Source organism: Paenarthrobacter sp. 10L412, assembly GCF_056395565.1.
Map to the genome: position 1 here is coordinate 277483 of NZ_JBFTJT010000010.1, position 14195 is coordinate 291677.

At 62.4% G+C, this 14195-nt stretch carries 14 protein-coding genes; 1 reads left to right on the plus strand and 13 read right to left on the minus strand.

Annotation, left to right across the window (positions count from 1 at the left end):
- Positions 1-90: 90 nt before the first annotated feature.
- The 12 genes from AC1DD7_RS15925 to AC1DD7_RS15980 form a co-directional block, all read right to left on the minus strand.
- Complete coding sequence (locus AC1DD7_RS15925; RefSeq protein ID WP_477515738.1) at positions 91-612, minus strand: tetratricopeptide repeat protein; 522 nt, start codon at positions 610-612, stop codon at positions 91-93.
- The gene (aroB, locus tag AC1DD7_RS15930; RefSeq protein ID WP_431115381.1) at positions 609-1700 is read right to left on the minus strand and encodes a 3-dehydroquinate synthase; all 1092 of its coding nucleotides are present in this window, start codon (positions 1698-1700) and stop codon (positions 609-611) included. The genes AC1DD7_RS15925 and aroB overlap by 4 nt, the downstream gene beginning before the upstream one ends.
- Complete coding sequence (locus tag AC1DD7_RS15935; RefSeq protein WP_477515739.1) at positions 1697-2263, minus strand: shikimate kinase; 567 nt, start codon at positions 2261-2263, stop codon at positions 1697-1699. The genes aroB and AC1DD7_RS15935 overlap by 4 nt, the downstream gene beginning before the upstream one ends.
- Positions 2263-3462: a chorismate synthase gene (gene aroC / locus AC1DD7_RS15940; RefSeq protein ID WP_477515740.1), complete on the minus strand. Its 1200-nt coding sequence runs from the start codon at positions 3460-3462 to the stop codon at positions 2263-2265. The genes AC1DD7_RS15935 and aroC overlap by 1 nt, the downstream gene beginning before the upstream one ends.
- 26 nt (positions 3463-3488) lie before the next feature.
- Positions 3489-4343, minus strand: a complete 855-nt coding sequence (locus AC1DD7_RS15945) for a shikimate dehydrogenase (RefSeq protein WP_477515764.1) — start codon at positions 4341-4343, stop codon at positions 3489-3491.
- Positions 4340-6079 (minus strand): endolytic transglycosylase MltG, encoded by a 1740-nt coding sequence (gene mltG, locus AC1DD7_RS15950; RefSeq protein ID WP_477515741.1) that lies wholly within the window; start codon positions 6077-6079, stop codon positions 4340-4342. The genes AC1DD7_RS15945 and mltG overlap by 4 nt, the downstream gene beginning before the upstream one ends.
- Positions 6076-6666, minus strand: coding sequence for a Holliday junction resolvase RuvX (ruvX, locus tag AC1DD7_RS15955; protein WP_431115386.1), 591 nt, complete (start codon positions 6664-6666; stop codon positions 6076-6078). Before ruvX ends, mltG begins: the two co-directional genes overlap by 4 nt.
- 2 nt (positions 6667-6668) lie before the next feature.
- Entirely contained in the window at positions 6669-9347 is a 2679-nt protein-coding gene (gene alaS / locus AC1DD7_RS15960) for an alanine--tRNA ligase (protein WP_477515742.1), read from the minus strand.
- Between the two features lie 115 nt (positions 9348-9462).
- Positions 9463-9705, minus strand: coding sequence for a DUF6167 family protein (locus tag AC1DD7_RS15965; RefSeq protein WP_477515743.1), 243 nt, complete (start codon positions 9703-9705; stop codon positions 9463-9465).
- 22 nt (positions 9706-9727) lie between these two features.
- Entirely contained in the window at positions 9728-10102 is a 375-nt protein-coding gene (locus AC1DD7_RS15970) for a DUF948 domain-containing protein (protein ID WP_216925653.1), read from the minus strand.
- 134 nt (positions 10103-10236) lie between these two features.
- Positions 10237-10857, minus strand: a complete 621-nt coding sequence (gene rpsD, locus AC1DD7_RS15975; protein ID WP_216925553.1) for a 30S ribosomal protein S4 — start codon at positions 10855-10857, stop codon at positions 10237-10239.
- 167 nt (positions 10858-11024) lie between these two features.
- The gene (locus AC1DD7_RS15980) at positions 11025-12536 is read right to left on the minus strand and encodes a replication-associated recombination protein A (protein WP_477515744.1); all 1512 of its coding nucleotides are present in this window, start codon (positions 12534-12536) and stop codon (positions 11025-11027) included.
- A 41-nt stretch (positions 12537-12577) separates the two neighbouring features.
- Here AC1DD7_RS15980 and AC1DD7_RS15985 point away from each other — a divergent pair, with 41 nt between their 5' ends.
- On the plus strand, positions 12578-13258 hold the full coding sequence (locus AC1DD7_RS15985) for an acVLRF1 family peptidyl-tRNA hydrolase (RefSeq protein WP_477515745.1): 681 nt from the start codon (positions 12578-12580) through the stop codon (positions 13256-13258).
- A 41-nt stretch (positions 13259-13299) separates the two neighbouring features.
- On the opposite strand, the gene AC1DD7_RS15990 is transcribed toward AC1DD7_RS15985, so the two are convergent.
- Entirely contained in the window at positions 13300-14136 is an 837-nt protein-coding gene (locus AC1DD7_RS15990) for a GNAT family N-acetyltransferase (protein ID WP_477515746.1), read from the minus strand.
- Positions 14137-14195: the final 59 nt, after the last annotated feature.

The window sequence follows — 14195 nt, forward strand, 5'->3', positions numbered from 1 at the left end:
AAGGCGTGCCAGCGCGTATTTATCAAAAATCCAAGAACCATTCTACCGGCAAATGGGAAGAGGCTTGGCTTCGGGTGGTTCCAGCGTGGATCAGGATGCTAGTTCCAGCACGTCCCTGGCTCGCTGGAGTGCCACCGCGGAGGAGTAAATCAGTGCGGCATCGGCGGCCTTCGCAACCCTCAGGTCCAGTGCCTTGGCAAACTCCTCGGATGCTGCCAGCGCATTTCCGCTCACGAAATAGGCCCGGCCCAAATACTGATGGACGATCGCTTCCTTGGACGTGCCTTGGACTTCCTGCAGCAGCTGGCGGAACAGTTGGATGGCACGATCCAGGCGATTGGTAGCCCGGTGGACTTCAGCTTCAAAAATCCGCAACCGGAAGGATTCGGGGTCCTTGTAGCGGGCTTCGGCGAGCAATTCCGCCGCTTCCTTGGGCTGGTTTTCCAGCAGCAGCGCCATGATGCGGTCGGCAGGGTCTTCCGAAGCGGCCAAGGCAGATTCCAGTGCGTCTTCGTTGACGATAACGGGCAGCAACGTATCGGGGTTCGTGCGGACACCCGGGAATCCGCCGGTTGGCCAGTCGCTGACGCCTTCTCTGAGGACGGTCATCATGAAGCAATCTCCTGGTAGGCGGCAAACAACAGGGACGTGTCGGGGACGTCCAGAATGCCGGGCTTGGCTACGCCATCCAGGACAACAAAGCGCAGGAGGTCCCCACGGGACTTCTTATCCCGGCGCATGCCATCCAGCAGGCCTTGCCAGCGGTCCTTGCGGTAGGTGATGGGCAATCCAAGGCTCTCAAGGATGGTGCGGTGCCGGTCGGCGTCGGCGTCGGAGAGCCGTCCAACGCTTCGCGCCAGTTCAGCAGCGAACATCATGCCTACCGAAACGGCCGCACCATGGCGCCAGGAGTACCGTTCCACGAGTTCAATGGCATGACCCAAGGTGTGTCCGTAGTTCAGGATTTCGCGCAGCCCGGATTCCTTGAGGTCCTGGGAGACAACGTTGGCTTTGACCGCAATGGCACGCTCGATAAGTTCACGGACAACGTCCGATTCCGGGTCCATCACTGCGTCCGTGTTCTTTTCAACGAGGTCAAGGATCACGGGATCGGCGATAAAGCCGCACTTGATGACCTCTGCCATTCCGGAAATCAGCTCATTCCTGGGCAAGGTCTTGAGCGTGTCCAGATCCGCCAGTACAGCCGCAGGAGGATGGAACGATCCCACCAGGTTCTTGCCTTCGGCAGTGTTGATACCCGTTTTGCCGCCAACTGAGGCATCCACCATACCCAGCAGGCTGGTGGGCATGTGAATGACTTTGACTCCCCGCAGCCACGTGGCTGCAACGAATCCGGCGAGGTCGGTGACGGCGCCGCCACCGACGGCAACAATAGCGTCCGAGCGGGTGAAGTCGTTCTGTCCCAGTACCTGCCAGCAGAAAGCGGCAACCTGTATGTGCTTGCCTTCTTCGGCATCCGGGATCTCGGCTGTCAGTGCGGTGAAGCCGGCAGCTTCGAGCTCATCGCGGACGGTGTCCCCGGTCAGGCGAAGGGCACGCGGGTGAATGACAAGCACGCGCCGAACCCGCTCGCCAAGTTTGGCGGGAAGGGATTGCAGCAGGCCACGGCCCACCACGACGTCGTAGTTCTCCGCGGTTGATTGGCCGGTCACCTTGATGACAGTTGCTTCGTTGCTCACTTTTCAACTTCCTCTTTCAAGGCTGCATGCTGGCGCAGCCGCTCCTCCAACTGGAGGCCGATTTCAGCCACGGATCCCGAACGGACGTCCAGGACGATATCTGCAAGACGCTCATAGACCGGACGCCTGGTGGCAAACAGGGCCTCCCATCGGGACATAGCGTCGCCCTGCAGCAAAGGCCTTCCGGTGTTTCGCGCGATCCGGTCCGCAACAGTCGAGGCATCGCATTCCAGGTAAACCACGGTGCACTCCCCCAGCAATTGCTGGGTTCCCGAGTCCAGGACGGCTCCGCCACCCAGCGAAATCACCGCTGGTTGCTGCTTGGCGCCCTCGATGGCCTTCGCCACCGCCCGGGCTTCAATTTCCCGGAACGCGTGTTCTCCCCGACCAGCGAAAATGTCAGCGATGCTGCCGTGCGCTGCGACCACCACGGCGTCTGTGTCCACGAAGGGAACGCCGAGCTGCTGCGCAAGTTGCTGGCCGATCGCAGACTTGCCAACTGCCATGGGGCCCACCAGGACAACGGGACGGCCAGCGCAGCCGTCCTGGGTAGTGCGGCCCACTACGGGCCGACCGAGTCCAGGGTTGCCGGAATGTTATCCAGGTAGCTCCGCAGGTTACGCGTGGTCTCGGCAACAGAGTCACCGCCGAATTTCTCGCCAATGGCCTCTGCAAGGACAAGGGCCACCATGGCCTCCGCCACAACGCCAGCTGCCGGAACTGCGCAGACGTCCGAACGCTGGTGGTGCGCCTTCGCTGGCTCCCCGGTGCTGACATCAATGGTGCGCAGCGCGCGGGGAACTGTGGCAATGGGCTTCATGGCGGCGCGGACGCGAAGAACTTCGCCGATGCTCATGCCACCCTCGATGCCGCCGGCACGGTTGGTCTGACGAATAATTTTGCCGTTCTCATCCTTGAGGATTTCGTCGTGCGCTGCAGAACCACGGCGGGCAGCAGTGAGGAACCCGTCACCGACCTCCACGCCCTTGATGGCCTGAATACCCATCAGCGCTGCGGCCAGGCGGGAATCGAGGCGGCGGTCCCAATGGACGTAACTGCCCAATCCAGGGGGAAGTCCGTAGGCAAGGACCTCAACCACGCCTCCAAGGGTCTCGCCTTCCTTGTGGGCGGCATCCACCTCGGCCACCATGGCGTCCGAAGTTTCGCGGTCGAAGCAGCGCAGGGGATCTGCGTCAAGGGCGATGACGTCCTTGGGCAGAGGCAACGCCTTGCCCTCGGGTACGGTGACGCTGGCGATGGAAACGGTGTGGCTGACCAGTTCCACGCCCAGTTGCTTAAGGAACTGGGCGGCAACGGTACCGAGAGCAACACGGGTGGCGGTTTCACGCGCACTTGCGCGCTCAAGCACCGGGCGGGCTTCGTCAAAGCCGTACTTCTGCATCCCGGTGAAATCGGCGTGCCCAGGGCGCGGGCGGGTCAGCGGGGCGTTCCGGGCTTGGTCGGCAAGGACTTCAGGGTCCACTGGATCAGCAGACATAATCTGCTCCCATTTTGGCCATTCGGTGTTGCCCACCTGAATGGCAACCGGACCACCCTGGGTGATGCCGTGACGCACGCCACCGAGGATCGTGACTTCATCCTGCTCAAACTTCATGCGGGCGCCACGTCCGTAGCCCAGGCGACGACGCGCCAAAGCATCACGGATTTGCCCGCTGGTGAGCTCAACACCGGCAGGCACGCCTTCAACAATTCCGATCAGAGCCGGACCATGGGATTCACCGGCAGTCAACCAACGCAACATATAACCAATCCTGCCATGTAAGGCCTCTAGAACACTCGCCGGGGAAGCCCAACTGAGTCGCACATCACATCTATGACGGAGGCGTCAACGTCACAGCCACTGAACTGCCGGATCTGCTCCGCCGCTTGGTACATCAGCATTTCAAGTCCGGGAACCACCGCTCCACCATGGCCGTGCCAAACCTCGGCGAGGCGGCTCGGCCAAGGGTCATAAGCGACGTCCAGCAAAACCCCCGCCCCTGTTCCTGGCAGGGCAGCGAGTTCCTCCGCAAGCGCATCGGCCGCGCGCGGAGGAAAGGTGGAGATGACCAGCCCGGATCCGGCCACTGCTGTAGCCGCCTCACTGAGGGGGCGGAGCCGCAGGGAAATTCCGACGGCGGCCGCGGCGGCTTGCGCGTCGACGGCACGTGTTGTGTCCCGAACGAAAACGTCGACGTGTTCAGCTCCGAGCTCGTGGATGGCAGCGATCGCGGCAGCTGAGGTACCCCCACCGCCAAGAACGGCGGCATGCTGTGCAGAAGCGATTCCTGCGTAACCTACTGCCTCCACGATGCCCTTGACATCGGTGTTGTAGCCGACGCGGCGGACCGATCCGCCGTCGTTCTCGAAGACGACCGTGTTGATAACACCCAAGTGGGCGCCAGCGCCACGAACCTCGTCGACTTCCCTGACCATGGCCGACTTCAACGGCATGGTTACCGAAAGCCCACACCACGACCCATCCCCGCGAAGGGAGTCCATGAACGCCGGAAGCCTATCCACTGTCAGGTCGATGGCCGAGTATTCGATGTCCACACCGAGCTTGGCATAGGCAGCAGTGTGCATCGCCGGGGACTTCGAATGTGAGATCGGGTGCCCGAGGACAGCGGCGCGACGACTCACACGCACCGTCCGGCGTTGGCCTGGCACCATGCGTTGTACTGCTCAACGTAAGTGCTGTGTTCAGCCAGTGTCTTGGAGAACTTGGTTTCCTTGGTGTCCAGGTTGATGGTCACCCAGTACAGGTAATCATTTTGCGTCGGTTTGGCCGCCGCATCGATCGCCGTCTTGCCCGGGGAACCAATCGGACCGGCTGGCAGCCCTGGGTTTGCATAGGTGTTGTAGGTGTTGGACTTGTCAGCCTTCTCTTCATCCGTGAGGTGGAAGGACTTCTTGCCCAGACCATAGGTGACTGTGGCGTCTGACTGGATGAGGCCGTTGGTCTCGGTGTTGTTGGGCTTGAGCCGGTTATAAATCGCGCCGGCGACATTTCCGTAGTCGGCCTGGCCGCCCTCCGCCTGGACGATGCTGGCGATGGTTACGGTGTCGTACTGCTTGGCCGGATCCGTAATTCCTTGGGCCTTCAGCTCACCAAGGGTGCTGGAGACCAGCTTCTGGATGATGTCCTTACCCGATGTGCCCAGCGGGAAGCGGTACTCTCCGGGAGCGAGGAAGCCCTCCAGGTTCTTGGCCTTCGCAGGCACCCCGAATTGTCCGGGCGCCTGGTTGAAGCCATTGAGCTGGGCCATGGGAATACCGGACCCCTTGGAGATTGCCTCCAACGACTCGTTGATCCGGAGGCCTGCGCTCAAGGCGAAGTAGATCACCTTGGAAGCGTCTTTGTTGGCGAGGACCGCAACGGCGTCGGAGTTTTTCATCTCGGTACGGAACGTGAATTCCCCCGGCGAGAGTTCACCGCCCTCGCTCACGAATTCCTTGACGAAGGAATCGGCGTCTGCCACGACGTGGTTTTCCACGAGGGCGGTTGCCACAGCCTTGGGGCCGACCCCTTCCGGCACCGTAATGCTGACGGAGCCCGTGCCGGGACCGGGGTAATCGGTGACTTTGTCCATGCCAAGGAGGGGCTTGAGGAATTGCGCGCCGATCGCGATGGCGGCAACAAAGACACCCAGCGTAATCAGCAACGCAAGGATGCGACGGCGACGCCGCGCCTTCTTGGCCGCGGCCTTGGACGCCGCCGTAACTTCTACTGGAGCGATGAGATGGTGGTGCTCGTCATGAAGCTGGTCATGAAGCTCCATGTGCCCTTCATTGGCCTCGTAATCGTACTCGGGCGCATGTTCTGCAAATGCGTGATCGTCAACGTGGACAGAGCCTTCGTGGACAGAGCCTTCGTGGACACCGTAATGGTGGGCCTCGTTGGCATGACCGGCGTAGACATGTGCAACGGCTGGTACCGGAAGGGCATCGTCATGGTGCTCCTCTTCCGAAAGCACAGGATCCACGTGTTCACTGGGATCCACGTGTTCACTGGCATCCACGTGTTCACTGGGAGCCGGCGTCGCAACGGGCGGTAATGCCTCCGGAACGGGCGGAGTTACGATCGCCCGCGCGGGTTCAGGCGCAACCGGTTCAGGCGCAACGGGTTCAGGCGCAACGCGTTCCGGCACAACCGGTGCAGGCGCAGCTGCTGGCCTGGGAACAGCGGGAATCGGGCGGGGCAGTTCAGGCTCAACGTCAGCCGAAGGCGCTGCTTCCCCCGGCGTCGCTTCGGGAACGGGTACGACGTTCTGGTTCTGGGTGGCGAGGAATCGTTCCCGCGCCCGCAGTTCCTTGCGGGTCAGCGGCATGCCGCCGCCGGCGGTCCCGCTGGAGGGGTCGTTGTTGACCGGGCTCACAGTTGCAGTCCCCTCGTAGAAGAATCTGGTTCAGGGCCGGAGGAAGCCTGCAGCGTTGGGGCACTGCTGGATGTATCGGACTGCGCCGGTGCATTTACGCGGCGGCCAACGTCCGTTCCTCTGGCTTTTTGCATGTCGATCGCGTGCTGAAGTATTCCAGCAGCGGCAACCTGATCAACCACTTTACGGTGGTTCTTGCTGCTCATGCCAGCTTCGTGCAGGTTCCGGTGCGCCGTAACAGTGGAAAGACGCTCATCTACGAGGTTCACGGGAACGTCCAAACCGGCGCGGGCAAGCTCGCCCACCAGCAGTTCGGCGTACTCCGTTGCCATCTGCGCGGAGCTTCGTTCCTCGCCCTTCATGGTCTTTGGAAGGCCCACGAAAATCTGCACGGCCCGCATCTCCGCAGCCTGTTTAACCACCACGCGAACATCGGAGTTCTTCTTGGCGTCGCGGCTCACTGTCTTGAAGGGCGTGGCCAGGATTTCGTCGGGGTCGCAAATGGCCAGCCCAACCCTGACGGTGCCGACGTCTACCCCCAGCTTGATGCCTTGGGGGTAGACGCCGCTGTTCGTACTGGAATTCACCGTTAACGCTTGGCTATCGCATCCACCACCGCTGTGAGGGCCTCAGAGACCTTCCCAGCGTCGGTGCCGCCACCTTGGGCGACATCGTCCTTGCCACCGCCGCCACCACCAAGGATGCCCGCGGCAAGGCGCACCAACGCTCCGGCCTTCACACCGGATTCACGGGCGGCTTCATTCGTGGCAATCAAAATGACGGGGCGATCATTGCTGACACCGGCAACTGCAACAGTGGCGGCTTCGGAGCCCAGACGGTTGCGGAGATCGAGGGCAAGGTTCCGGAGATCGTCTGCTCCACCCACCTGGCCGGCATCGTGGGCTACAACCCGCACACCCGCGGCGTCCTTGGCGGTACCCACCAGGTTGGCGGCTGCTGCGGCCAGCTGCTCCTTGCGAAGGCGGTCGAGTTCCTTCTCTGTTGCCTTCAATTTGTTCAAGGTGCTGGAGATGCGGTCCGCGAGCTGGCCGGAGGGAACCTTCAGCAGTTCCGTGAGTTCCGTAACCAGTGCACGCTCGGCGGCCAGGTGGCGGAAAGCGTCCAAGCCCACGAAGGCCTCCACACGGCGGTTTCCCGAGCCGACGGACTGTTCACCCAACAGGGAAAGGCTGCCAATGAGGGAGGTATTGGACACGTGGGTGCCACCGCAAAGCTCGCGGGACCAGGCGCCGTCGATCTCCACCACACGCACTTCGCTGCCGTAGTTCTCACCGAACAGGGCCATGGCGCCCAGCGCCTTGGCTTCGGCCAGTCCCATGACCTTGGTGTCCACCCGGTAGTTGTTCCGGATAGCGATGTTGGAAACCTCTTCAATTTCCGATCGCGTGGCGGGGCTCAGGCCCTCACCCCAGGCGAAGTCAAAACGGAGGTAGCCGGCCTTGTTATAGGAACCACGCTGGGTAGCTTCCGGGCCCAGGATCTGGTGCAGCGCGGCATGCACAATGTGCGTACCCGTGTGCGCCTGTTCGGCTGCGTGGCGCCGTTCACGGTCGACGGCGGCGCGCACCAGGGCATCGGTGGCGATCTCACCCTCGCGGACGATTGCCTTATGGACGCTGAGGCCCTTGACCGGGCGCTGGACGTCCAGGACCTCGACGACGAATCCGTCGCCGGTGATGAGGCCGGTATCGGCCGACTGTCCACCGGCTTCTGCGTAGAATGGCGTCTCATTGAGGACCACTTCGATTTCGTCGCCCGTGGAGGCATGTGCCACCCGCTGACCGGCGCTGAGGATGCCGCGAACCTTGGACTCGCCATCCAGTTCGTCATAACCGGTGAAGGTGGTCTCGCCCTGGCCCAGCATTTCCTGGTAAGCACTGAGATCGGCGTGGCCGCCCTTCTTGCCTTTGGCATCTGCCTGTGCGCGCTGGCGCTGTTCAAGCATGAGCGAGCGGAAGCCGGCTTCGTCAACCTTGAGGCCGGCTTCTTCAGCCATTTCCAATGTGAGGTCAATGGGGAAGCCGTAGGTGTCGTGCAGCGCGAAGGCGTCGGCGCCGGACAAAGGAACGCCGGCAGCCTTAGATTCGGCCACTGCATCCTCAAGGCGTGCCGTACCCGAAGCAATGGTGCGCAGGAACGCCTTTTCTTCGGCGTAGGCAATACGGCTGATACGTGCGAAGTCGGTCTCCACCACCGGGTAAACACCCTTCATGGCGTCGCGGGAAGCCGGAAGAAGGTCCGGCAGGCAAGCCTTTTCAACACCGAGCAAGCGCATGGCGCGAACAGCACGACGGATCAGGCGGCGCAGAACGTAGCCGCGGCCTTCGTTCGACGGTGCCACGCCATCGGCAATGAGCATCAGGGCCGAACGGATGTGGTCTGCAACAACGCGCATGCGGACATCGTCAGTGTGGTGGGGATCATCGGCTGACTCTGCAGAGGTGTACTCACGGCCGGACAGCTCGGCAGCCTTGTCAATGACAGGACGGACCTGATCGGTCTCGTACATGTTCTCGACGCCCTGGAGGATCATCGCGAGGCGCTCCATGCCAAGGCCGGTGTCGATGTTCTTCTGCGGCAGTTCGCCGACGATGTCGAAGTCCACCTTGGAGCGGACATTCTCAATCTGGTACTGCATGAACACGAGGTTCCAGATTTCGATATACCGGGTCTCGTCAGCGAGCGGTCCGCCTTCAATGCCGTAGGCAGGGCCGCGGTCGTAGTAGATCTCCGAGCAGGGGCCGGCGGGGCCTGGCTGGCCAGTGGACCAGTAGTTGTCAGCCTTGCCCATGCGCTGAATGCGCTCGGCCGGAATGCCGGTGTTCTTGAGCCACAGTTCCTTGGCTTCGTCGTCTTCTTCGTAGACCGTCACCCAAAGGCGCTCGGCCGGAAGTCCATAGCCGCCGTCGTCAACGCTCGTGGTGAGCAGCTCGAAGGCGAACTTGATGGCATCTTCCTTGAAGTAGTCGCCAAAGGAGAAGTTGCCGCACATCTGGAAAAACGTGCCGTGCCGGGCCGTCTTGCCGACTTCCTCGATATCGCCCGTGCGGATGCACTTCTGGACGCTGGTGGCGCGCTTGTAGGGAGGTTCTTCGCGCGCGGTCAGATAAGGAATGAATGGGACCATGCCGGCCACAGTGAAGAGAAGTGACGGGTCGCTTGAAACGAGCGACGCGGAGGGAACGGCGGTGTGGCCCTTGCTGACAAAAAAGTCCACCCAGCGCTTGGTGATCTCCTGCGACTTCATTAGCTGATTACTTACCCTTCTCAATTCACTGCACACGTTGTGCGCGGAACCGGCTGTTGCCCTTCCGCAGCTTTCCATTCTGCCCTGTTGCGGGCGCGGGAGCGAACCGTGTTCGCTAGCGCCGGCCGGCGTTGGGGTTGTTATCCGTACTGGAAATGCCCAACGCGGACCTCAAGTCCTCTTCGCGTTCATGCATGCCTGAACGCACGGCGTCCGCGAAATCGAACAAGCCATCCGCCAGGCGGCCAACCGCACGGTTCAGGCCGTCGGGGCCGATGCTGGCCTGGGCCTCGGTGACTTTGCGGAAGGCGATAATGCCAATGGCGACGCCAATGCCCATCCAAACAATTCTTTTCATGTGTTCCTGGTCTCCAATTGGTTCAGCGGCTGCGACGGCCGGAGGAAGGAGCGCGACGGCCGGCGAAGGCCGAACGGACACCATAGCTGAAGGCTGCGACCTTGATCAGCGGCGAACCAACAGTGGCAGCCACCAGGGATGACAGGGCTGAAATGTTCGCCGATGCGTCAGACACGTTCGAGGCGATGCCGTCGACCTTTTTCAGTTGCTGGTTGGTAGTGGAAACTGTTGCGGTTACTTCATCCATGAGGGGCGTCGCCCCGTCACTGATGGATCGGATGGTGGTGCGCACTTCGTCAAAGACGCCACCCAGCTTCAAGATAGGCACGGCCAACAGCAGGACCAGCAGTGCGAACACTCCTGCTGCGATCAGGCCGGCGATGTCGCCACCAGACATAGAATTCATCTCCTAGATTGTTGCGCTGCCCCGCACGGCCGGAATCCGGCTTCGGCCAAGGCCTCCCCAGTACCCTATCCAAAAAGAAAGCCCGTGGCGTGTGCCACGGGCTTCCTTGTAAGCGCTGCTTGAATTTAGCGAGCGTAGAATTCGACGACGAGCTGCTCTTCGCAGATCACGGGGACCTCAGAGCGCTTCGGGCGGCGAACCAGGCGGGCCTGCAGGGCGTCGAGCTTGACGTCCAGGTATGCCGGCACGTTGTTCAGGGCGTGGGCACCAGCAGCTGCGACCTGGAACGGAGCCATGACCTCGGAGCGGCTGTGAACGTGGATGAGCTGGCCTTCGCCAACGCGGAAGGACGGGCGGTCCACGCGGATGCCGTCAACCATGATGTGGCGGTGCACAACGAGCTGGCGGGCCTGTGCAATGGTGCGGGCGAAGCCTGCACGCAGTACCAGGGCGTCCAAACGCATTTCGAGCAGCTCAACCAGGTTTTCACCGGTGAGGCCCTTGGTGCGGCGTGCTTCTTCGAAGGCACGGGTCATCTGGGCTTCGCGGATGCCGTACTGGGCGCGCAGACGCTGCTTTTCGCGCAGACGTACGGCGTAGTCGGAGTCCTGCTTCTTGCGGGCACGGCCGTGCTCACCGGGGCCGTACGGGCGGCGCTCCATGTACTTGGCGGCCTTGGGGGTCAGAGCAATGCCGAGTGCACGCGAAAGGCGTGCGGTACGGCGAGCACGAGTGTTGTTAGCCACTTGTGTCCTTCCAAATTACTGCGGTGTGTCAGTGTTACTGGCCTCCATCAGGGAGAGCATCGGCCAACCGCTGCCTTTTGCTACTGGCCCGCGGCACAGCTCCATTGAAGGAATCTTCAAAGGGATTGTGCGTCGGGTCATGCCAGACAAGCAACTATCCTACCACGCTACTGTCCGCGGATGATCTTCCGGAGCCGTTCCAGCCTGGCGGCTATATCGCGTTCGGCGCCGTTGTTGGTTGGCTCGTAGTAGTCCTTCCCCACGAGGTCATCCGGCGGGTACTGCTGTGTTGCCACCCCATGCGGTTCATCATGCGCGTACTTGTAGCTCTTGCCATGTCCCAATTGTTTGGCACCTGGATAGTGCGCGTCGCGCAGATGCATGGGGATGCCGCCGCCGAAACCGGCACGGACGTCTGCAACTGCCTTGTTCAGGCCCATGTACGCCGCATTCGACTTGGGTGCGGTGGCAAGGTGGACGACAGCTTCCGCCAGGACAATCCGGCCTTCCGGCATCCCTATCAACTGGACGGCCTGCGCAGCTGCCACAGCTGTTTGCAAAGCGGTGGGATCCGCCATGCCGATATCTTCCGCAGCGGAGATGACGATGCGCCGTGCCACGAACCTCGGGTCCTCCCCCGCCTCCAGCATCCGCGCCAGATAGTGAAGGGAGGCATCAACGTCCGAACCCCTGATGGACTTGATGAACGCACTGGCGACGTCGTAGTGCTGGTCGCCGGCCCGGTCATAACGAACAGCAGCGGCATCCAGGGCACGCTCGGTGTGCCTGAGTTCCACCAGTACAGGAGCGTCGGGGGCGCCGTCGCCGGCAAGCCCCGGTTCGCCGTCGTCGGTGACATTGGTCTCCGCGGCAGTGTGGGTCCCGGCGGCGGTTTCCTCCTCGACGGCGGTTGAGACGGCATTGCTGTCTCCGAAAGCGACGCCAGCCGCAGCCTCCAAGGCAGTCAGCGCCCTTCGGGCGTCACCTCCGGAGAGCCGGACCAAATGATCCAAAGCCTCGGGACTGAGTTCCACGCGCCCGGCGAGCCCACGGGCATCGGCAACAGCCCGCTGTAACAGCCCTGCGATGTCGTCATCCGTCAGTGGCTTCAACGTCAACAAGAGCGAGCGGGACAGCAGCGGTGATACCACCGAGAACGATGGGTTCTCGGTGGTGGCCGCCACCAGGACCACCCACCGGTTTTCAACGCCAGGCAACAGTGCATCCTGCTGCGCCTTGTTGAATCGGTGGATTTCATCAAGGAACAGGACAGTGGTCTTCTTGTACAGGTCCCGGGCGGTCAAGGCCTCATCCATCACCCGGCGAACATCCTTTACGCCAGCAGTAATGGCGGACAGTTCCACGAACTTCCGCCCCGGTCCGCGGGCAATGACATGCGCCAGCGTGGTCTTCCCGGTGCCCGGAGGCCCCCACAGAATGACGGAGCTCGGCCCGGCCGGCCCCGCAGCTTCTGCACCGGCGGCGAGCTGCCGAAGCGGGGAACCGTGACCCAGCAGATGCTGTTGGCCCACCACGTCATCCAGGGTCCGGGGCCGCATCCGAACTGCGAGGGGGCTCCGCTGGGACGCCATCCATCCGGCGTCGGAGGCTCCCCCGGCGGCAGGCAGATCCTCCGACTCGTCGTCGTTGTTTGCACCGGCACCAAAGAGATCTTCCACATGGATAGGCTACTCATAGTTCCAACAAAGGAGACATCGACGTGGACCGCCGCGCATCCGCCCCGCAACAACGGCAGCCGAAGGCCTCCAGCCGCACGGCCCTCGTCCCCGCATCACGGCTGTCCGGTTGGGTGGATCGCTTTGCCCAGAGCCATGGCCCACTCACTGAAGAGACTGACGACGGCGGAATCCTCCTCCGCGCCGCTGACGGGGCTTCTGCCCTCCTCAAGGCACCGTGGCCGGTCGATGGACGTCCAGGCCGGGGCACCACTGACATCGAACGGCTTGCCGCTCTTGCAGGCCAGGAACGTGGCCTTGGTATCCTGCTGGTGCGTCGGGGCGGTTTCGCCGTGGCTGTGGCGAGCGGCAGCAAGGTCCTGGAATCCAAAAGCGGTAACCGCTACGTTCAGTCCAGAACCGCTGCAGGTGGCCAATCACAACAACGGTATGCCCGGCGCCGCTCCAACCAGGCGGACGCCTTGGTGGACTCCGCGGCGGAACACGCCGCGCGTATTTTTGCCAGCCACCGTGTTGAGTACCTTGTACCCGGCGGGGATAGAGCACTGGTGGACCTGGTTCTGGCGCAACCCTCCATGCGCGCTCTGGCCAGCCGAAGCCAACTTGCTTTCCTGGACGTACAGGAACCCAAAACTGCTGCGCTTGCAAAAGCTGCTTCGGATGCTTGTTCCCTCCGGATCCTGGTGACTGATCCACCGGCGTAGGTAATCCACCAGTCCCATTAAATCGAGACAGCAACTGCCGCTCAGCAGCCTCCAGGCGCCCGCCTCAAGGGAGCCTGCCGATACAGATAACTCCCTTGTTCCACGAACCCGGCCCGCGAATACAACGCCTGGGCACCGCGGTTGGATGCAGTGACCAACAGCCAAAAACCCCGGAGATTGCGGGCCGCTCCCTGATCCAGTAGCGCTGACAGGACCATCGTTCCGTATCCCCGCCTGCGGTGGGTGGCCGAGGTCGCCATCGTGTAGAGGCCTCCCCAGCCGTTCACCAGGGCGAGGCGCCCGACGGCGGCCGGTACGCCGTCGTCGTCCCTCACCAGTGCGTACACAGACTCGCATCCGGTAAGAATGGCGCGGGCAACCTCCAGTTCCGCCTGGCCACCACGCCCATCCACGGACCACCACAAGCGAAGCCATTCATCGGTGGGCGCGTCCGAGAGTTCTACCCTCTGGGGCCCGGCATCCAAGGTTTCCAAGGCGTCCATGCCCCGGACCATAATCAGGGTTTCGGACTGCCTGGTGAAGCGTTGCCCGTCCAGGACGGCGTTAAGGCCTGCACTACGGGAGTCATCGAATATCTGGAAAATGAGCGGGAGACGCCGCTGCCTGTACCACGCTGACGCCGAACTGACTGACCGCTCCAGATCCGGAATGCTTTCCAGGTCCGGACTGCTTGCCATGTCCGGCGCGCCGGACAGCACCCCAGGCACGTTCCTCGCCCACACGGAGTTCGCCCTCTGCGTAACCCCAGCGGACGCACGGAGCACCCACTCCCCCGCACTTCCCGAGTCAAGGGCTTCGCGCTCTACGGCCGGCCACGCCTTATCCATGAGGGTTTCCAAGAATGCTTGTTCCAACATCGCGGCACCTTTCATCTGCAGGAACACCAAAGGCCCCCCACATCAGTGGGGAGCCTTTG

Coding starts and splice junctions, on each gene's coding strand:
- AC1DD7_RS15970 (WP_216925653.1), bottom strand. CDS start 10,102: ATGTCTGGTGGCGACATCGCCGGCCTGATCGCAGCAGGAGTGTTCGCA.
- AC1DD7_RS15990 (WP_477515746.1), bottom strand. CDS start 14,136: ATGTTGGAACAAGCATTCTTGGAAACCCTCATGGATAAGGCGTGGCCG.
- AC1DD7_RS15965 (WP_477515743.1), bottom strand. CDS start 9,705: ATGAAAAGAATTGTTTGGATGGGCATTGGCGTCGCCATTGGCATTATC.
- aroC (WP_477515740.1), bottom strand. CDS start 3,462: ATGTTGCGTTGGTTGACTGCCGGTGAATCCCATGGTCCGGCTCTGATC.
- alaS (WP_477515742.1), bottom strand. CDS start 9,347: ATGAAGTCGCAGGAGATCACCAAGCGCTGGGTGGACTTTTTTGTCAGC.
- AC1DD7_RS15925 (WP_477515738.1), bottom strand. CDS start 612: ATGATGACCGTCCTCAGAGAAGGCGTCAGCGACTGGCCAACCGGCGGA.